This is a genomic window from Elizabethkingia miricola, assembly GCF_001675285.1.
Classification (GTDB): Bacteria; Bacteroidota; Bacteroidia; order Flavobacteriales; family Weeksellaceae; genus Elizabethkingia; species Elizabethkingia miricola.
Genome location: NZ_LSGQ01000032.1, coordinates 132,925 through 153,189 on the forward strand (window position 1 = coordinate 132,925; position 20,265 = coordinate 153,189).

Genomic DNA, 20,265 nt, shown 5'->3' on the forward strand with positions numbered 1-20,265 from the left:
TTCTTTAAAGGGTTAAAAATCATAGTCACCATTTCCGGTATTTCCACCATCATTCCAATCTCCAATACCCGGAGTAGCAGGTGTATTAGTATCTCCTGGATTTAATGTCGCAGAATTCGCAGCAATACCACATTCCATTTCAATAAATATGGCCATTAATACAGGAGGCACATATTCTTTTTTGCATAAAATTTCTTTGTCGTTTTTCATCATAATTATTGTATTTCAAATTGTTTGTCCTATTACAAATCATTTGTTTTAAAAGCGGATAAATATTATATCCGCTCAAAACCAAACATGGTTTTCACAAAACAAATGATGATCGTTTTTCGAAAAAATTTAAAAAAAGATTTGTGTTTTAGAAAAGAACCAGCATCCTTTATGAAGCATGTTCTTTAGTGATGCAAAGATTATATAATATCAAATATTGTTGCAAATTTACCGTTACCACAATTCTACTACATAAAATGTAAAACACTATAAATAAGCACACTAAATAACAAAACGCACTGATGTAAAAAATAAAAAGTATGGATCCAGATATTATCCAAAGCAAAAAAAATAACCCTTACCAAAAAGTAAGGGCTATGAAATAATTTTTAAAATGATATAAAAATATTGCCAGAAGACATCTTATTATAAACCTCAATAAAAGTAAAATGCTCGGGTTCCGTATAGAGAAAGTAAGATAACAGTCATCTAGCTTTATCTCATAATTCTCTTATCCAGTTATAAAAATCTGTACCGGAAGAAATATTATACTTTTCACGTAACCTGCTTTTTCTTGTCTCTACAGCCCGGACTGTTACATAGGTATATTCTGCAATATCTTTCGTAGAAAAGCCAAGGTATAGATAAGCACAAAAAGTAAGCTCAGGAACTTTTATCTTCGGATTAACATTTATCATTTTGTCATACACTTCCGGGTATAATTGATGAAAACTAATCCAAAACTGAGGAGAATTATCCTTGGCCATCTGTATTACATCAGAAAAAGACTGATCTTTCTCAAACTTTTGAAACTTTTTGATCATATCTTCTTTCTCTGCACTTATAGCATTATTAAAAAGAAGTAATTTTTCTTTTTCTTCAATAATCTTTTTTTTCTTCTTTTTAATTTTACGGTATTTAAAGAGAAATAATAACAGTACAAAAACATAACTCAATATTATAAATATCAGTATTATGCTATTTTGTATTTTATCTCTACCCTTTTCATTATTATAATCTTTTTGAATATTTTGCAACTCTCTTTGTAAGTGTATTTTATCTTTCTCGACATTTAATTTCAGCATATCGGAAGATTCTTTCAAATACAAACTTTCTTTATCATATTTCCCAAGCATTTTATAAGCAGAGGCAATTTTTGACTGCACATACTCAGATGTTTGCAAGAACTCTTTTTTATTATTTATGGCCTGTAAATAATAATCAATTGATTTAGAATAGTTTTTAGTCTGTTGATAGTAATCACCATATATTTCCAGAAAAGGAGCCACATACCCCTGTTCTTCTTTTAACGCTTCATCATATGCTGTTTGAATAAAAGGAAAAGCAAGATCAGGCTGATTTTGTTTAAGATATATCCAGGCTTTATAAAAATAAATATAGGCTTTACAGTAATATATTTTTTTAGCTCGCAGGTATTCTTGTTCCGAAATCCGTTCAATTGACTTAATCGATCTATCCACATAGAAATGTGCTTTCTGATCATTATTCATCTCAGTATAAGCATCTGCTATAAGCATATAAAGTTGAGAGGATAATAGTCTTGAGTTTATATCTTTATTTGAGTCAATCAGATATAATGCCTTTAAACTCCCTTCTAATTGCTTCTGAGATAATGAAATCTTACCTTGGTATATTGCTTTTAAGTTCAAAAACAGAGCTTTATAGAAACTATCTTTTTCAACAATTTCCTCATTCATACCTTTTTCTATGTACAGATAGCCTTCTTCCAACTGTCTTAGGAAAATAAGTCCTCTTGCAATATAATAATAAGATTCAGCCTTTCTTTTAGAGTCATCAATTCTTTCTGCTAATATTCTTGCCTTTTGAGCATACATCATTGATTTATAGGTATCCTTATACAAATAAGAATCGGATAATTGTAGTAACCTATCAGTCTTTTTTATTTCGGTTTGCAATGAAGAATCATTGCTAAATAAGGATTTAAATAATTCTGAAATATTTGGAGTATATATAAAACGGTAACAATTGTGGTTCGATTTCTCACCACCTATTACAGAAATACTAAAAAAGAAACATAAACAAAAATAAATATGCTTCATATTAACTTTATTTTTATTGACCCCGTCTATTTTCGGCGGCAAATATAAGTTTAATATAAAAGTGGAAAAATCGAATATTATCTATGAACTAACAAGCACCTTTTTAGTTATACCAATAAATAAAGCCTCCAAATATGCTGAGTATACCCTGCATATTTGGAGGCTTTAAAATTTATAAAATATATCCTTGGGAATTTGTTTTAACCAATGCAAATCCAATGGCGCATTACCACATACACTGCAAAAAAAAGAAGCTGATTATTTTCATAACCAGCCTCTTTTATTGATTAACAAATTTATATTCCGATAAATGTAAAAGGCTTAGCCGCGACAAACTGTTGTGATGTTTCTCCGGCATAAGACTCGTTTTTACTGGCACTAAGCTTCTTCACCTGAGCGTTCTTACTAAAATCTAATTTCTTAAGATCTACCCAGAATGTATTAGGAGTCTTCACTGTCTCAAAATAATAAACCAGATTTTTATGATCCGCAACAGATCTCCATCTTGTTGACGAAATATTAGGTTCTGTTTCCGAAGAAATTCCAAAAGGTACAGAACAGTTTCTAATCACACTAAATACACTGGCAACAGATGTCCGTACATCTGCAGTTTGTGGAATAGCATTGATATAATAAGAAGCTCTTACAAAACGGTCTGCAGCACGGTTAGTTCCCGGCAGCATAACTGTTCCGGGAATTCCCTGCCAATATTGGTTAATTGCCAGTTGCTTATCAAATTCAGGTGAATTAGTCATTACTGTATAAGAAGGACTATGATGAATCACTAATTTACCATTGATATACTCAAAAATAGCATTATCTCCTGTAGCATCGGAAATAGATAAATGTAAAGTTGTAAATTTCTGTGTTCCCGGAATAAAATCCGAAACAATAACGAATTTCTCTTTTTTAAGCTCGTCTACAGCTTCTTTTACCGTTGCAAAGTTATCCAGAACATATTGCGCCCATGCTGCGATAGTTACACCTTTGGATTTTCCTTTCGGATTAAACTTTGGATATTGGCTTTCTACTAACCAAAGTACATTTGCAACAAGCCCTTTCTCATTAATACCATCAGTAGTCGCAATATCCCATGCACTTGTAATAACACTGCCATATTTTGAGGTCCACTTTATGGAGTTAGAGCCAACATTTCCGTCACGCTGCATCCCACGGGGAAAAGCCCATAGATTGGCATCTATTTCATCTTTCCAGTCCATTGATCTGGCAGTGATCACATTATTTTCAGGGCCCTTATATACTACTCTGGTACAGGCATCCAGAAAACTTCCAAATGGAGCTACTGCAAAGGCTAAAACGAGTAGCAATTTTTGTTTAAGTGAATAATTTTTTTTCATATGATTATGGATTTAATAATTATCTTAAAAATAGAAAAAAATTCTCAAAACACCATGTTAATTCAGTGAAAACTAAATAAAAAATTAATGATAAAAAGAATTACAATCATTAAAATAGGATCTAAATTTATTTAATCTAGTGCATTACTCAATAATATTTATTATATATTTATAAATTATAATGCTTTTATAAACAATTAATCATAATTAGAAATTAAAAACACATCAGGCACAGCATATTTATTACAAAAGCCCACAATATTGTGGGCTTTTGTAATAATTGAATGTAAATTCATTTATCTAATAACTTCCAGCTATACAAATAGTTTTTACTTTTTAAAATACTTATCATTGTAGATAATAAAGTTTTCATTACGGGGAATAATGCTTTTAATTTTTGCATTTAATTTATCTTTTTGATATACACTTAATGTTACATAATAATAACTATCCGCTATTGTTTTACCATTGATTACAGCCTCTTTTTGTTGTTTATTTTTTGCCCTTGTTAATTGATAAATATAAGAGTTCGTATCCCACTGATAAACAATAGTTTCATCTATAAGCAAAATATTATATTGTGGTTTTGTGTTCAACTTTTTTGTTAAAAAGTCTACAAACGATGTAAAGCCTTTCTCTCCTCCATTGAAATCCTCGGAAGAAGAATAGGCAACCAATCCTTTTTTTGAATCAGCTAATAGATGAAGATTATTAAATTTAAACTTATCTGAGAATGACAAATGTATCTTATTCTTTGGATTTTCATAAAGATTATATTTAAAAGCGCATACATTATCAGCTTTTAAAATGTCCTCCATTCTTTTCTCTTCACATCCCTCATTTACAAAAACGGTTTTGAACACTTCTGTTTTTGATGTAAGTTGATCAACATCTTCATTAAAAGAGATTTTAGACAAATCAAAACTACCACAATCATTACATATATAATTAGAGTTTTGGGACTTTACACAAGATATCAATAAGAATGTAAAACCAATATTTATAACTTTTTTTACGATTTTCATATTTTACGTGTCTATATAAAGCTTAACTATCGCCAGTATGTTAATTGTCTGACAAAATGCTTCATTTTTTTCACAACAAAAAAGCGAAAAAAATCTAATTTTTCATCTTCATAAAATCCCTCTATTGGTATATCTACTATTTCGAAATATACCAGCATAATACTTGTTTTTTCATTAATTCTCTTATAATCCTCTTTAGAAATATATATCCCTTTTTCTTCTTTATCCTCCCCTATTAAATATAATCTAAAATAATCACTATTAGAAACAGTTTCAGATGTGTAGGTGTAAGTATCTTTTTTTTTGATGAAAAACCTTTCTTGCACCTTATATATCTTTCCTTTTTTAATTTTATGGCCCAGAATAATCTTTCCATATAAAAAATTAATTATGACTATAGCAATAATTCCAATCACATAATAAGTAAGAATACTTTGATTCTCAAAATATCCTTCCAAAACAATCATATTGATAAAAAATAGAATAAAATAAAGTGGTAAAAAAGTGATAGTTAATACAAAAGGGAAAACTAATAATGAAAGCCATAAACTCCGGTTAAACTTATTCATGACAAACGGAATTTCACCCTTCGAAATAAGATATCGGTGCATAGTATTAAATTAAAAAACTTCTAATTGTTTTTTTCCTTTTGGTAAATAGAAAAGATAATTAAATGCTCCTTCTCCGTCTTGTTTCCCAGCCATTAATGGTGGAACTGTATATTTAAATAAATATTGATTTCCATTCTCGTCCTTCTTCTTACTAACAAATCTGACCAGTTTTCCTTTAGCATAAAATTTAATATCATAGTCCTCCAAAGGATAGAGTTTTTTTATATTTGATAAATTAGTTTCTTTATATAAATCATCTACTTCTTGTTTGGACATATATTCCATCTGAGCTTGCATTTTTATACTTTGTTTCATTATTTCAAAATAACTCTCAGAATCTTTACTTTGAAGAACTTTATAGAATTTTCTAGCTCCTTCATCAAGAAATGTTGTAGTATTAGATAAATCTTGTGCGTCTTCCAAAATACTTTTATAATTCCAAGATACAGAAGCATCAAAGGGCAGTTCTATTTCATAATATGGCAATTTTTTTTCTAAAATTTCCTTAGGAAGCTGAAATTTCCCCAAAGAAACATAATCACTCATTTTCTTTCCATCTATAACTTCACTATACCCAAAATCAACAGATAAATCAGTATTTGCATTTAATTGCATATTATTAAACATTGGTGATAGACGTATTTTTAATAACTGTTTGCCGCTAGTCAAAATACAAGTATTCAAAGGTATTTCATTCGTCATTCCTCCTTTTACACCATAACTAAATACAGGTATATCATTTAAAAATACTTCGTAATAACAGGCTTGAACTTGAAGTTTTGCGGTATAATATGGTTTTTGGATATCCATTTTTTTATTTTTTGTTTCTACTTTCTTAATCATCGTATTTGCTTTATCCTGGAATTTAGCTTTTCCATAAAAAAGGATAAAAACTATTATTATTAAATTTCTCATGCTTCTATAATATAACCCTTACCTTTCACAAAATTATCTTCTCTATCAAGTATGTTATAAGTATCCTTATATTGTATTTGATTATTCTTTCCTTTCGCCGTAATAATACAAACAATATTAATGCCCATGAAATCACATTTTGCTTCTACAAAAGTACCTTTATTATCGTGCCCAATACTTGCCTTTGGCTTTACAGATGTTACAGCATAAGCTTCTGCTTGTATTTCTCCATCGATTGAGAATACAACAGCACTTAGACTGATTTTAGCTTTAGCAGACAAGGATAATCTAAGCCCAATTTCTCCATTTAAATTTAAATTTGAACCTCCTTTTTCCGCCAAGGCATATTCAAATTCTACATTTACCTGACCAAATAAAGTAAGCATAAAATTCAACTCTGCTCCAACTGTATTTAATGCAATTTCAATAGCTTTTACAGCCTGCCCAAATGCGGGAACATAGGATACAGCTGCTATAATATCTAAAGAAACATCCCCCTTAAGTAGTGGATTAAATCTTACCATTAGTTTACCATCTGTATAAACTTCGTTGGTATCTTCTTTAATTGCTGCCTGCCATTTACCTCCGATACTAATTGCAGGGTAATCTATAGTCCCGACAATAGGCGATTTTAGAATTTTCCCCAGTCCTTTTACAGCTGATTTATGCCCAGAATTAATTTTATCAATATTGGTTAACCTATCTAATCCTTCTTTTAAAGTTAATAGCAATTCTAAAAACTTTTTTATTTTTTGTGCATATTTATCAGCAAGTTCAATTTCTTCTCCTTTGTTATACTCCGCCTTTAAAACCAATTGGAATTCCAATTCCATTCCATTGGCTCTTTTTTCCATTCCATATTTATTTATTCTTCCAGCCTTATTGGACTTTGAAAAAGCATCACTATATCTAGACTTAGGATCTTTTGCATCCTCCGCATCAGTTCTTGGGTAATTAGGAAGGTTGGTATGGGTATATTGTTCCGGACCTTTCATCCCAAACCTAAAATCAAGTGCCCATTTAACATCAGGATATACCAAAATTTTTAATTGCTTTGAGTACCTACATGTAGAAGCCATGATGTCCAAACTAGCACTATTGTCTCTAGGTAAACTAACAGGCCAAATATATTCAAGCATTTTAAAGCTTGTTTTTTCCAATAGATTATCATTACTTGGATGATAGTTGAATGCGCCTTTAAAGCTTAATACATTACTACTAACATTAATATTTTTAAAGTTTTCCGGAGATTTTAATACCGTTAATGCCTTAGTTGTATGATCATTTTTTTTACCTGTAAAGATACATTCAGTTGTTTCAAGTTGCTTTAATTCAATACTATAATCTTTCAAATGATCAACGTCTGGACATATTATAGGAATATTTAATAAGTCCGGAAATGAGACTCCTTCCTGCTCTTTAAAAAGAACTCTACTCTTTTCCGTATCACTTTCCGGAATAGGATTAAAAATAACCTCTTTATAAAGACAAGGATGATAAGCAGCTATATTGGTTTCTATTTGTCCAACTAATACCGGTTTATTAGAAGAATCTCTTTCCCAATTATATGGTTTACCTTCATAGGCAACTTCTAAATAATTTCGTTCAAAATTTTCAAAGAATTTACGTGTTTGAATTGATTTTACCAACGAATATATTTTAATATTACTCCCGCCTTCTTTTATCCAACTATAGTCTACCCAGACATTAATTACCGATTTCTGGATATATGTTCGCTTTACTTTCTCCTCATTTTCAGTGATTAACCCCGCTACTCCCTGCTTTCCTTCCTCATTTTTATTGGCTTTTACAGCATCAACCTCACACATAAAAGTTTTGGATCCTCCATAACTCAAATCGTCATCCGAATCCAGTATAAAAGTATCTTTATCCTTTAAAGCTATTTCTAGCTCCTGTCCATATAAGCCCGAGGTATAAATATGTAATTTCAAGTGCGATCCCCAACAGACTTTTGTTCCTTTTGGTATTGGATTATCCTGCATATCCGTCCATTCCGTTCTTATAACAGAAGGCTTTCCTATTGCTCGTACAAAAATCCCATAAGGTTTCTTACCCTCAGCTCCTGTTTCCGGGAAAAAAGCTTCAAGATATGCCAGCCCTCCTCCTTCCAATACCTCAGGAAAATTTACAGTCTGCATTCCTGTAACCCCTTTGCTAAAAGATTCATTATGTGATAAATTTTGAGGGTCTAATTTTTTAGGCGCTAATATCCAAGTCCAGTTAACATCTTTATATTTTTCTTGAATACTATTCTGCTTCTCTTTATAGGCTTTTAGCCTTTCCTCCTCATTGGCATTCCAGTTTTCCAACAACTTTTTAGCAGACCAACCTGCTTTCGCTCTCTCATCCCATCTCTTTTTGGATAATTCAACACTTTTATTAAAACCTTCACTTAGAGCTTTAGTTTCTTTCTCATACTCTTCAACAACTACAGAAAAAGAAGAGGCTTTTGGCAATTTTAAAACACCATAACCCATATCCATATCTAATTTACTACTTGGGCTATCTACAATTTTTATATGTAGGGACTTTTTCATAATATTAATTTTGAATATTAAGTATTTTATCCTCTTCCTGAAGCAGAGGAACAAACGGGAACAATTCTGCTAATACTTCTTGGTCTGCATTTTCAACACTTTGGGGAGAAACTTCAGCGGTCTGACCATGATTGACGATCTTGATACAATCTTTACTCCCAATAGGACAAGTAGCTTTACTACTTTCCAATAAGGCTTTACCTTTATTATCTTCTAAGGTTATTTTATCATAATACCCACTCCATTCTGTAACGCTAACCTGACAAGGGTTATTGTTCATCTTGCTACAGCTTCCAAACATGTTTTTTTCAAAAGTCTTACCAATATCCATATGGGTAGCCATAAGCTTATCAGCACCATCTTTATCATTAATATAGCGTTTGCTTTGAGTTTTCACTTTAAGCTTATCCGGCGCTGTACCAAAATTACACATGCACAGCGCTCCTTGACAGACTAAATGTTTTTCACTCATATTCTGGTGTTTTTAGTGTTTATTTTAATTTATTGAGAATTCAATTCATAAAGCTGAAATTCTATTCTGTGCTCTATTGCTTTCTTAAAGGTTGAAATTATTCCATTAATAGAAAATATTTCCCTTGTTTCTTTATGTAATTTGTAAAGTAACTCTATCTGTCCTTTTGTCGATTTTATATTCAACGGATCTTCCTGCTCTTGTCCTTTTATTTCTAATACAATTTTATTACCGGAAGTATATTGCTTATTTACCATCTTTTCTGTTTCATAAGAGACTCCGTGTCCAAGCCCTGAAAAATAAATATCAAGAACCCCACTTTTAGAAAACTGCTCATAATTCAGATACACGTCAAGAAAAAAAAGCTTATAAAAAATATTTCTAAAAAGCAGATCTAATTTTTTATTTACATCTCCTAATGCAATATCTAAACGTCTTATCATTTCATTAGCAACTTCCGATACATAGTATTCTCTTATTTTCGGTAAATGTTCAGACCTCCATCTTAGTGCTATTTCTTCAACATTATCAATTCTTAGAATATTCCCGTTATCTTTTATTATAACTTTTAATGGATAAAGTGCTTGCTCTGCCTTTTCAAAAATTTGTTCTACAATCTTATCGACCTCCTGATTATTGACAAATGTTTTCTCTTTGGATAGTTCTACCCTATTTTGTTTCCTTTTTATCTTTATCTTATAATGAAGCTGCAATTCTTTAGGAAAAAACTTCATTATAACGCCATATACTTTTGTGCTTTCTGTATTGGGTAAATCCAGCTTTGTACTTTTCAGCTGATTGCTTTCCTGTTTTTTAAAAGCTTTTTCAGGAATATATAAATGTTCAACATATTTAGGTAATGTCAATGTCAGAAGTTCGTGAAGAGCACAGTGCTTATTATGAAATTCTATAAGCTCCTCACTTGTCATTTCATAGCCTCTGGAGATTTCCTCCAGATTAAGAATTCCGTCAATTCTTATTTTCACATATTCTTTATCTGCACTAACCATTTAAAAACAATCGACTTATTTACAATTACTTATAAGATTCTTTAAATGTAAAATTACTGTTGTATACTCTCAGACTATCTGCCTTAAAAGGCTCTCCATTTAAGAGAATTTCATAATTATTGTTATCGGGAGTAATTTTAAACTCTAGTTTTAAATTATTACCAGCTCTTTTAAAAGCTTCATTTGTCTTTTGCCAATCAAAAAATGCACGTCCTTCAAAAGATTCTCCCTTTGCTGTTTCCCAAAAGAAAGTGACCTCCTTAGGAATAGCCCTGTCTTTTACCGGTATATTTTCTACCCATGGACGAAGCATTGTTTCTCTTTCCGCATTATAATAATCAACATTTACATTAAACAATCGAAAACCTTTATTCTCAGAACTTATTCTAGGAGACCATTTATAAAGAGTCCTGTAATCTTCCCATTGTTTTGAAGAAGCTCCATCTATAAACATATCTTTCTTAATATCTTCTCTTGTCTGAGAAATCTTTGAAAACAGTTTATCAGCATATACCTTATCATCCTTAATACGCTCGGCTGTATACTTTCCAAGCTCTATCTGCGTGGGACCAAAGCCCAGCCATACTACCACCATACCATTGGGAGCAAATCCAAAAATAAGATCACTGAATTTGTCATAGGATTTTCCTAAACCATTATAGGCTTTATCATAGTCAGGTTCCTGATTTATATTGATATATTCTTTTAAAGGTTTCGTTGAAGATTTAGATTCTGCATTAGCATAGGCTCTTTGTATCAGATCCTGTACTTTATCTTTTGGAAAATCAACTTTAAGACGATAAAAAGCATCTTCATATCTGGAAAAATAAACGATATTAACACCTATAGGTGTCCCTTGCTGTTCAGTAAATCCTTTTCCGGAATTCCCCCAGCTTCCTGAAGAACTGCCATAAGGTAAATGAGCAGGTGTTCCCTCCAATGTTATAATATTATCCTCTACCGGAGTTATAAGATAGTTATTCCCCGGATGCGAAATCTGCACATTATAAGATAGCATAGGTTTTTCGTTTTTCATTTTCTGGCAGTTAATAAGTGGGAGAATTCCCAATAAAAATATAATGATTTTAAATTTATCCATCTATGATATACCTTTTACGTTGTGAGTTAGTCAAGGCTCCTGATTCACGAGGCCCCATTCCGAAAGTAGCCATATTGGAAGACCAGTGAAGATACTCCCGTCTTAGTTTTTTAAGATCTTCCATATTAATAAATGAGTCCAAATATGAATATTCTTTTGCGGTCTTCACATATTGCTGATCGGATGGATTAGCCCCATCATTGTAAAGGTTTACATATTTATTTCTAAGTTCATTACACTTTTGAATGTAACCCAGAAGCTGGCTGCTGATTTTCAGAATAAAATTATCTGTAATATTATTATCCTTTTCAATACTAGGATTATACTTTACATTAAATTGTTTCGAAAACTCAAACATATGGAATAGTGATACTTTATCGTAATGATTAGATAACGTTCTTTCTCCCCAAAGCTTGTATTGAGGACTCACATTACTTAAATGAAGATCATCCTGTTCTACCCATATTTCATTGCTGGAATCTTTGAACCAGCCCTCCTCGATTAAGATTTTCCTGAACTTATCACATACTGTCCTTCCTCCTCTTTCAACATAAAGCAATACTTTATTTTTTTCTTTATCTACATATCCGCCACCAATATCGGAGTGTACGCCAGGAAGCGTAATCTGAAGCCCTTTTATTCCTGCACTCTCTATATTAGTCAAACTAAAATTATCCCGATATTCATCAGCAGACGCGATTTGAAATACAAACGATCCGTTTTTAACAGCATTAAGACCTAATTGCTCGGCATCACTATCAATAATACTCACACCAAAAAGACTAAAACCTTTATGGTTGATACCAAAAGATGCTACCGTATCATATAGTCCTACAAAATTGAATCTTACCTGATTAACAACCAATTCATTTTTCAGCAGACAAGCGCCGAAGTATCCATAATTCATAAGATGAGAATCTGTTTTCTCTAGGACAAAAAATTGCTCCGAACGCTCTTCTTTATCAGATTTTTCAAATACTTCAGGTGGATATATTTGCAATTTATTTTTACTAAGCTTTTGTGTTGTCGGTGCGTTTGTAGCCACATGCATAAAGTGTCGTGCTGCGGCTGCACCACGGCTAAACCCATATACATTTACAGTTAAAACATTAATAACTTTCCCTCTGTATTTAGTTCTGAGTACTTCAGCACCTTTAATGCATCCTTTTGTTACTTTAGCTGCAATTCCCCGCTCTCCTACACCGAGTCCGCCACCACGTGCAGGCAGCCCCAAAGTATCATTATCTGTTTTGGAATCTACAGTTCCAATACCTTCAATATACCATGAAACCTGATTCTCTGCATTTGCATCAATAGCATCGTAGCCTCTGGCTACATTACTAAAATCATTATCATAACTTCCTTTTCGCTTAGAAGGATCTTTTTGCATTCCTTCCTGTACGTTTGTTTTATTATTAAAAGTCCCGTCAAAGAAAAGATTAAGATTTACATCCACAGTACTAATTGGTTTATCATTAGGGTGAACAGTCTTTGGAGAATTATAACTCACCCCTGTATCTGCTCCTTTCTGATTAACATACTGCGTACTGTTATGTACAATTCCTTCTTTGGAAAAAGTAGTGTTATTACCTTCAGTCTGCGTAAGTATCTTACCCTCTACAAAATACTCAATACTCATTCTTACTGGCTTTTAGATTTCTCTCCACTATTATTCATCACCTCTTTTTCAGCGTGATGTTCTACATTACCTTTGCTGTTTACCTCTACCCCCTTCAGGCTTGTCAATCGATGTTCTTTTTCTCCAAAGGTTTCCATATCTCCTTTTACATAATGGGTGAGTTTTCCGGTCACATTGGTCATAAAATTGGCTCCAATAGCCATATTCTTCATTGCCCCGACACTCTCATTATGATTCATTGTGATATTATCTACTTTGTTCATTCCAATAGTATTGCTCTGATTGGCACCTACTGTAGTGGTCATATTCTGTCCTACTGAAATATTGAGGTTTGCTCCGGCATTAAAGTTCATATCTTTTGGAGCGGTTACAGTTATATTTCCTTTTCCATCCATGAAATAGGTATTACCACTTGGATCGATAATATTTACACTTCCCTCAGCATCATTCATCAAAACCTTTATTCCACTTCTGGTCTGTATAGATTTCAAATGATTGTTAACACCTCCTCCAAGACCTGTTCCGCCATGGAAAATACCGCCCATTACAAAAGGTCTGTCCGGATGATTATGCACAAAACCTATCATCACCTGGTCTCCAACCTCTGGTATCGCTACATAACCACGATTCTGGGTGATCTGATCCGTACCCCCTGCATCAGGGCTCATCATACGGATAAAATTGGTGGTATCACTCTGCTGCCAATCGAACTTGACACTTACCCTACCCTGACTTTCAGGATCTGTATTAGAGATTACTGTCGCAATCTGAGGTTGGGCTATAGGTACTACAAACTCCGGTTTGGGCATGTAACCTGTATCGGATGCTATAGCTTCAAAGTGTCCTGTATAATGTCCTAAGGTATCTACTTCATGAGTAACTTCGGTGACCATAAGTCGTGTAAAATAACTGGTCTGGTTGCTGTCCTGTTTGCGCATCTTAAGATCCGATACACAACCGGGATAAAGAAAAGGTACCGTTGTTCCTCCGGATACCGTAAAGACTTCCACCGCCTGACTTCCCGAAGTACTGGTTTGAGAATTCACCACATCCATATCCGTAACTGCCTTTATTGGAGCTACACGTAAGGAAGGGGTCGTAAAAATTCCTTTATTCTTCTGATAGGCTTTCTGGGCCAGATCACTTTTATGATTGATGGAGGTTTCTCCGGAAGTTAGTTTTGTATTGCTACTACTGTTATATCCGTAGTATTCAGGTTTAAGATGTACCGCTTTTAATTCTACATTTACATCGGTTACATTACTGCCATAAGTGAGTTCTATAGGTTTATTCTGCGGCGGCATATTACCAAAATGAAGCACCTCTCCATCATAATAAAACTGCTCTCCATAGGCTTCTGCCATTCTTGCCAAGTAATTGTAATGGGTCTCATCATACTGAGCGCTATATAATATCTGCGAAGATGCTTTCGCATCAACGCGCACATCGTATTTACTGTTATCTATACCCTGTTTGATGACATTCGTCGCTATAATCCCCATATTAACAGGCTGCCCTCCCCCGAAACTTTGGGTATGAGGCGCTGCATCCAACAAAATAGTCGGGCTGTAACCTTTTAATACAATATTCCCTAAACTATGGCTATCCTGGCTAAATCCTACCTGAGTAATAACACCTACAAACACACGCTCCGGGCTCGACGCGATATCCTTATACATCATTTTAACTGTAAGGCGGTTCCCCAAAAACTGATTCGCCTGACCTAACTGATGATCCTGTCTTTCACCTAAAGCATCATGAGCAAGAGTGAGCTCAAAATAATGATGCCCCTTTGCACTTTGCTTTAATTTAAAATGCTTGTAGTATTTAATTACCTGCCCGTCAACTATAATAGAAAGCTTTACAAGCCTGTTTATACCCGAGTGGTGGTTCTCTTTTATGCCGTCCGCATTATTGTCCGGTGCAAATTTTGGAGGAGAAAAAAATACGTCTTCCGGTTGGCCATTCTTTTTCATACATATTGGGATTTGAGGGTTTTATATTTTTTTTCAATTGAAGAGTATAGAATTTCATTACGTAGAAAATATACTTCTCCAATGTACTAAACAAATGTACTTTTTTTGAAAATCATATAAAATCGTAGAATTACTACAATTTCAATCTTTTCCGAATTTATTGATTTTCAAATGATAAAAGCCTTATATCTTTGACTTAACAGAAATGAAAGTTGAGTATAACACTGAAATCAAAATATCAATCTTTAACTATTAAATACTAGAAATTATGGCTGCTAACAATTCAAGAGCTCTTCTAAAATTCAACAACGGTACTGATCAAAAAGTATTAAAACTTAATTACAGCGTTGCACGTTCTACTGACGTTTCAGGTAGAGTTGCTTCTGATCCTTCTAACGCGATTATCAAAATCACTGTAGAAGCGACTGAAAAATCTGACATCATCGAATCTCTATTGAATGGTAAATACAAACCAACTTCTGGTGAGGTTACATTCAATAAGTCTCATGAGGAAGGAACGCTTATCAAACTTAACTGGGAAAACGGATATGTAATCCAGCACGAAGTTGACTTTGATGCTATCGACAGCAATAACATGTTGGTTAGCTTCGTTATCAGCGCTGAGAAAATCACTTATGGTGGTGGTGCTTACGATGGTATCTGGCCAACTAACTAAGATTTTCTTAAGTAAAAACAAAAATCAGCGGAACCTAGGTTCCGCTTTTTTTTATATATGGTCTTTTATTTCCCAGTTTAATGTTTCAGATTCTGCAGACCAGTCAACTTTAATAATCTGACCAGCCTTCACTTCCTCCCGTACAATCTTTTTGGAAATTGGGCGGGCAAGCTGAGTCCGAATTACACCTGATATCTGTCTGGCTCCGTATCTGCTGCTAAAACCATTAACAGCTAAATGATGTACTGCAGCATCCGAAATTTCAAAATCAATACCCAATCTGATAAGAGACTGGATCAGGGATATTAACTGAATTCTGAATATCCTTTCTGCTACGTGTTCTGTGATTGGTGCAAAAGGAATAATCTCGGTAATACGTGCTAAAAATTCCGGACGGAACTTTCCTGAATCTGACATTATCTGCATCAGAGTTTTAGATTCCGGTGTTATCCCTTCTTCAAATTTTCTTACAATTTCTTCACTACCTATATTCGAAGTAAAGAGAATCAGTGCATTACTAAAATCACCTTCTTTTCCTAGTTTATCATGGACTTTTCCCTCATCCATTATCTGAAGGAATACATCAAATACAGATTGGTGAGCTTTTTCTATCTCGTCAAATAATACTACGGTATAAGGCTGTTGTCTGATTTTGTTCACCAGCATTCCGCCTTCCTCATAGCCAACATAACCCGGAGGCGCTCCGTATAATAATGCAGCAGAATGCTCTTCTTTAAATTCTGACATATCAAAACGAACCATCGCTTTTTCGTCATTAAAAAGAAGCTCGGCAATTGATTTAGCCAACTCAGTCTTTCCGGTACCCGTAGGGCCTAATAAGAAGAATGAACCAATAGGCTGCCCCGGTTTATTAAGACCACTTCTGTTCTCAACAATAGCATCTGATAATATCTTTAGTGCATGATCCTGTCCTACCACTCTTTTTAGGAGTAAGGATTCCATATTGATTAATTTTTCCTTCTCCTGAGCCTGAATTTTTCCAATTGGAATTCCGGTTTTTGCAGCCATTACAGCAGCCAGTTCAAGTTTGCCTACTTTCTCTCGTTTTACACCGGCATGTTGTTGAAGTTCAGTATAAGTATCTTCGATAATTTTCTTTACCTCTTCCACATTCATAGAACTGTCTACCTGATGCTGTTCGGATAAGGAACCCCATAAAATAGGACTTAATCTGTCCTGTAAAAGCCTGTAATGCCAAACTAATTCGTTCAGTAAGTCTTTGTCATCTAAATACTCTTGTTTCAATAGATGATCATATTCTTCTTTCCATTTTGCGAGTTCATTTTCAGAAAGCTCATCAAGCATCTTGATTGCTGCCATTGTTCTGTCCAATAAATCTATAGCAGCATCAGGCAGCTTTTTGCCTTTCGCATATCTTTTGGAAAGGCGTACACATTCAGAAAGTGCAGACTTTTCAACCTCAACTTTATGATGATCTTTGTACCCGTCTAATAGTACCTCTATCATTTTGACACAGGTAGCATCATCAGGTTCCTCTACCAGTAAAACTTCAAAACGTCTGTTGAAAGCTCTTTCAGGTTCAATAATCTTACGGTATTCCTCCTGAGTTGTAGCTCCTATTACGGTAATTTCTCCTCTGGCAAGTTCCGGCTTTAGCAAATTGGCTACATTTCCGGCACTGCCTCTGCTGTCTAAAAGGGCATGAATTTCATCAATAAATAAAACAGCTTTATCTATTTTTTTACATTCATTAATTACTTTTTTCAGTCGGTCTTCTATTTCTCCTTTATAAGAAGTTCCTGCCAGTAATGCTCCGGTATCTAACTCTAGCAGAGTTGCATTTTTTAATAATTCAGGGACATTACCTTTATTAATTTCCTGGGCAAATCCTTCTATCAAAGCAGTTTTACCAACTCCTGGTTCTCCCACAATAATCACATTGGGTTTACTTCTCCGGCAAAGAATCTCTATAAGAGTTCTTAATTCTTTATCCCTTCCCATTATATCATCCAGTTTTCCCTGTGCAGCATCCAGTGTCTTGTCAATACAATAGCTGTTTATAGAAGGAAAAGATTGTTTTTCGTAGGAAGGAGAACTCAGTACATCATCTCCACTTTCCTGGGAGTTTACTTTATTTCCTCTATAATGGTTTAATATTTCGTGTTCCCGAAGTGGAAGTGATTTTAGTTCCTGTGTATCATAAACAACATGTGGTTTTACAATACTGGCTAAAACGCAAACCGGAGTAACCTCATCCAGTCCCAGCTTTATGCGGATATCATCAGCCTGAGATAAAATTTCGTTTACATGATCTGCGGCTTCAACTTCTTGTGGCAAATGAGCCGTTTTGGGATAATCCTCGATACGGACGTCTGCCCAATCGTATAAATACCCCGGATCTTTTTCTATACTTTGTAAAAATTCGCGAAGTCCTATATCCTGATGCACAGAAGCCTGCAAAAGATGCGGAGCTCCATAGGTAGAATTATAATTTTCCCTGGCAATAGACTGGGCTATATGAAATAACTGTTTAACAGTTTCATTTGAAATTAATACACTCATTTATATTTTATTGATTTGATGTGGTGTGTCTTCCAATTCAAGATATTTCTTACATTGGAAAAAAGAGAGGAACCTCATGTTTTATTATGAAATCCCTCTTTAATATTATAATTTTCAGCTGTTTATTCCTGCGTATATTGAGCATCCCACTCATTACCATCATCTCCTTTATGACCATCCAGCTTAATCACGAAGCTCTTAGTCGGGAAATAAGGTGTTAAGCGAATATCCAACCATACACGGTCTTTATTTACTTTATCCTGCTCGAATCTTACGATTTTAAAGTTTTCGATAAGCTTATCTGCTCCTTTAATACCATCTAAAAAAGCGACAATCTGCTTACGAAGATCATCTTCATTTCTTGGTGTCCAGTTTTCAAAAGCCCTTCTGTTTAAGAAATCTAAAAGTACTTTCGTTACATAGTCGAATACTCTTACAACCGAATATGTCTGAAGTCCGATATTATCTCCTGTAAACAATGTTTTAGCAGAGAAAGCCATAATCTTTCCATACTCGTTCACCATAGGAACCAATCCCATTTTTTCTAACTGAGATATTTCGCTTTTCTTCAAATCGAATTTAACAGCGTCAACCTCATTGATATTACCGTGTTTTTTACCGGCAGCTACCTGAGACATTAATGTTCTGTGGATTTTACCTGCCAGGGAAGTAGATGGCGGAAGATCTACATTTTCTTCTTCTCCTACTTCTTCAGCTTTTCCTCTGCCGACAAGCCAGTTACATGTCATAATAACATTACTTCTGTGAAGCTCTCCACCGGTAAGGTTAGCCGAATGGAAAAGGTCTACCACATCATCTGGTTTATCTAAATTGGCAAAGTCAGTTACCATCATGACTTTATTTTCATTACAGATTTTAGCCCATTTCTCCACTACTTTATTGGAGCCCAGATATCCCGGAACTGCCAGAATAGAATAGTTATCCCTTAGGTCTAATCTATCATAGTTTTGTTTAAACTCATCTGCAATAGCATCGATAAATAACGGATTATCCAGATCCTTCATCTGCTCTAATGAAGCATTTACAATGCTTACATTGTCTACTTTATCCAGCTCTGTATTTTTATAAAATTGCGCTACGGTACGGTAAGATGTCTCAAGGTCTCTTACAGAATCCAAAGCGTTTTTAAGATTATGCTTTAGGTTATGCTCGGCGCTATTTGCCTTATTTTTAGCAGATTCAGCCATTTTTTCAGCCGAAGATTCACCTTCTAAAAGACTCACCCAAAGATTGATTTTTTGTAATAAATCTTTTCTTTCTTTGTCTTTATTTTCATCATTTAAGAAGATTTCTTTTCTTGCCTTTCTTGTAGGGTTCATATTAGCAATGCCGTCAATAACGGTTTCTACAAATCCAAATCCGCCTACTTTATTCAATTCGTTTAGCGGATTACTCTTTGCTCCGGAATGTTGCTGTTGCTGCTGTTGACTTTCCTGCTGTGGTGCCGCCTGTGGTTTATTTTCCATAATTATGTTATTTGATTTGATGAAAAACTATTTTTCAAGTTCTTTTGCTACTTCTTTTAAAACTTCTACAAAAGCTGCTTTTGTCTGCTCGTTTTCCAGCATATTACGAAGAATTTTATTATTCTTCAGCTGACGCAAAATCTTATTATACTGCTCTTGTTCAATACTAAGTTGTTGTAGGTACTGAGAATTCTGAGTTAAACTTTTAGGGGTAAAATCTCCTAAAGTCTGAAAACGAAATTCTTCATCAACAAATGATCCGTCTTCTCTTTCGTGCTGCACGGAAACAGAAGGCTGAAAATGTCTGAAAATATCCTCTATTGTTTTTAATCCTCTTACAACCTCAGGAACCATAGATTCATCTGACGTTAACTGACTCACTAACAAGGATCTGTTTTCCTGTATTTCTTGAATTGCTTCATTGGCATCTACTTTAATCTCATTTCCGCCGACACCGTAATTATACATTGCCATATTTGATGTTTTTTTATTTTTAATTGTTATTTTATCATCTTGTTTTTCAAAGAGATTACTGAACAACTTCTTAAAGTTAGAAAAAAAATTAGACATGTTTTATTAAAAGTTTTTCTAAAACGGAAGAACG

16 protein-coding genes are annotated in these 20,265 nt (G+C 33.9%); 1 reads left to right on the forward strand and 15 read right to left on the reverse strand.

Annotated features, from left to right (window positions below):
* Positions 1 to 12: 12 nt before the first annotated feature.
* The 12 genes from ATE49_RS18975 to ATE49_RS19030 form a co-directional block, all read right to left on the reverse strand.
* Entirely contained in the window at positions 13 to 213 is a 201-nt protein-coding gene (locus ATE49_RS18975; RefSeq protein WP_233174273.1) for a hypothetical protein, read from the reverse strand.
* A gap of 497 nt (positions 214 to 710) precedes the next feature.
* Positions 711 to 2,291 carry a tetratricopeptide repeat protein gene (locus tag ATE49_RS18980; RefSeq protein ID WP_065083412.1) on the reverse strand — a complete coding sequence of 527 codons (1,581 nt, stop codon included), beginning with the start codon at positions 2,289 to 2,291 and terminating at the stop codon, positions 711 to 713.
* 296 nt (positions 2,292 to 2,587) lie between these two features.
* Entirely contained in the window at positions 2,588 to 3,649 is a 1,062-nt protein-coding gene (locus ATE49_RS18985; RefSeq protein WP_065083383.1) for a linear amide C-N hydrolase, read from the reverse strand.
* Between the two features lie 329 nt (positions 3,650 to 3,978).
* Positions 3,979 to 4,674: a hypothetical protein gene (locus ATE49_RS20645; RefSeq protein WP_233174272.1), complete on the reverse strand. Its 696-nt coding sequence runs from the start codon at positions 4,672 to 4,674 to the stop codon at positions 3,979 to 3,981.
* A 26-nt stretch (positions 4,675 to 4,700) separates the two neighbouring features.
* The gene (locus ATE49_RS18995) at positions 4,701 to 5,243 is read right to left on the reverse strand and encodes a hypothetical protein (RefSeq protein ID WP_233174271.1); all 543 of its coding nucleotides are present in this window, start codon (positions 5,241 to 5,243) and stop codon (positions 4,701 to 4,703) included.
* Positions 5,244 to 5,294: 51 nt separating this feature from the next.
* Positions 5,295 to 6,200 (reverse strand): hypothetical protein, encoded by a 906-nt coding sequence (locus ATE49_RS19000; RefSeq protein ID WP_034869993.1) that lies wholly within the window; start codon positions 6,198 to 6,200, stop codon positions 5,295 to 5,297.
* Entirely contained in the window at positions 6,197 to 8,758 is a 2,562-nt protein-coding gene (locus ATE49_RS19005; protein ID WP_065083385.1) for a hypothetical protein, read from the reverse strand. Before ATE49_RS19005 ends, ATE49_RS19000 begins: the two co-directional genes overlap by 4 nt.
* Positions 8,759 to 8,762: 4 nt before the next feature.
* Entirely contained in the window at positions 8,763 to 9,230 is a 468-nt protein-coding gene (locus ATE49_RS19010) for a DUF4280 domain-containing protein (protein WP_065083386.1), read from the reverse strand.
* 29 nt (positions 9,231 to 9,259) lie between these two features.
* Entirely contained in the window at positions 9,260 to 10,216 is a 957-nt protein-coding gene (locus ATE49_RS19015) for a hypothetical protein (RefSeq protein WP_260256203.1), read from the reverse strand.
* A 49-nt stretch (positions 10,217 to 10,265) separates the two neighbouring features.
* Positions 10,266 to 11,276, reverse strand: coding sequence for a DUF2931 family protein (locus ATE49_RS19020; protein WP_234300294.1), 1,011 nt, complete (start codon positions 11,274 to 11,276; stop codon positions 10,266 to 10,268).
* Positions 11,277 to 11,331: 55 nt separating this feature from the next.
* The gene (locus tag ATE49_RS19025) at positions 11,332 to 12,978 is read right to left on the reverse strand and encodes a T6SS phospholipase effector Tle1-like catalytic domain-containing protein (RefSeq protein WP_065083388.1); all 1,647 of its coding nucleotides are present in this window, start codon (positions 12,976 to 12,978) and stop codon (positions 11,332 to 11,334) included.
* A 2-nt stretch (positions 12,979 to 12,980) separates the two neighbouring features.
* Positions 12,981 to 14,954, reverse strand: coding sequence for a type VI secretion system Vgr family protein (locus ATE49_RS19030; protein WP_065083389.1), 1,974 nt, complete (start codon positions 14,952 to 14,954; stop codon positions 12,981 to 12,983).
* A 268-nt stretch (positions 14,955 to 15,222) separates the two neighbouring features.
* Here ATE49_RS19030 and tssD point away from each other — a divergent pair, with 268 nt between their 5' ends.
* Positions 15,223 to 15,630, forward strand: coding sequence for a type VI secretion system tube protein TssD (gene tssD, locus ATE49_RS19035; RefSeq protein ID WP_065083390.1), 408 nt, complete (start codon positions 15,223 to 15,225; stop codon positions 15,628 to 15,630).
* A 51-nt stretch (positions 15,631 to 15,681) separates the two neighbouring features.
* Here tssD and ATE49_RS19040 read toward each other — a convergent pair whose 3' ends face one another.
* From ATE49_RS19040 to ATE49_RS19050, 3 genes are all read right to left on the reverse strand, one after another.
* The gene (locus ATE49_RS19040) at positions 15,682 to 18,174 is read right to left on the reverse strand and encodes an ATP-dependent Clp protease ATP-binding subunit (protein WP_065083391.1); all 2,493 of its coding nucleotides are present in this window, start codon (positions 18,172 to 18,174) and stop codon (positions 15,682 to 15,684) included.
* Positions 18,175 to 18,296: 122 nt separating this feature from the next.
* A complete protein-coding gene (locus tag ATE49_RS19045) occupies positions 18,297 to 19,661 on the reverse strand; it encodes a DUF5458 family protein (RefSeq protein ID WP_065083392.1) in 1,365 nt (454 codons plus the stop codon).
* 27 nt (positions 19,662 to 19,688) lie between these two features.
* The gene (locus ATE49_RS19050) at positions 19,689 to 20,231 is read right to left on the reverse strand and encodes a type VI secretion system contractile sheath small subunit (protein WP_081278516.1); all 543 of its coding nucleotides are present in this window, start codon (positions 20,229 to 20,231) and stop codon (positions 19,689 to 19,691) included.
* Between the last annotated feature and the right edge of the window lie 34 nt (positions 20,232 to 20,265).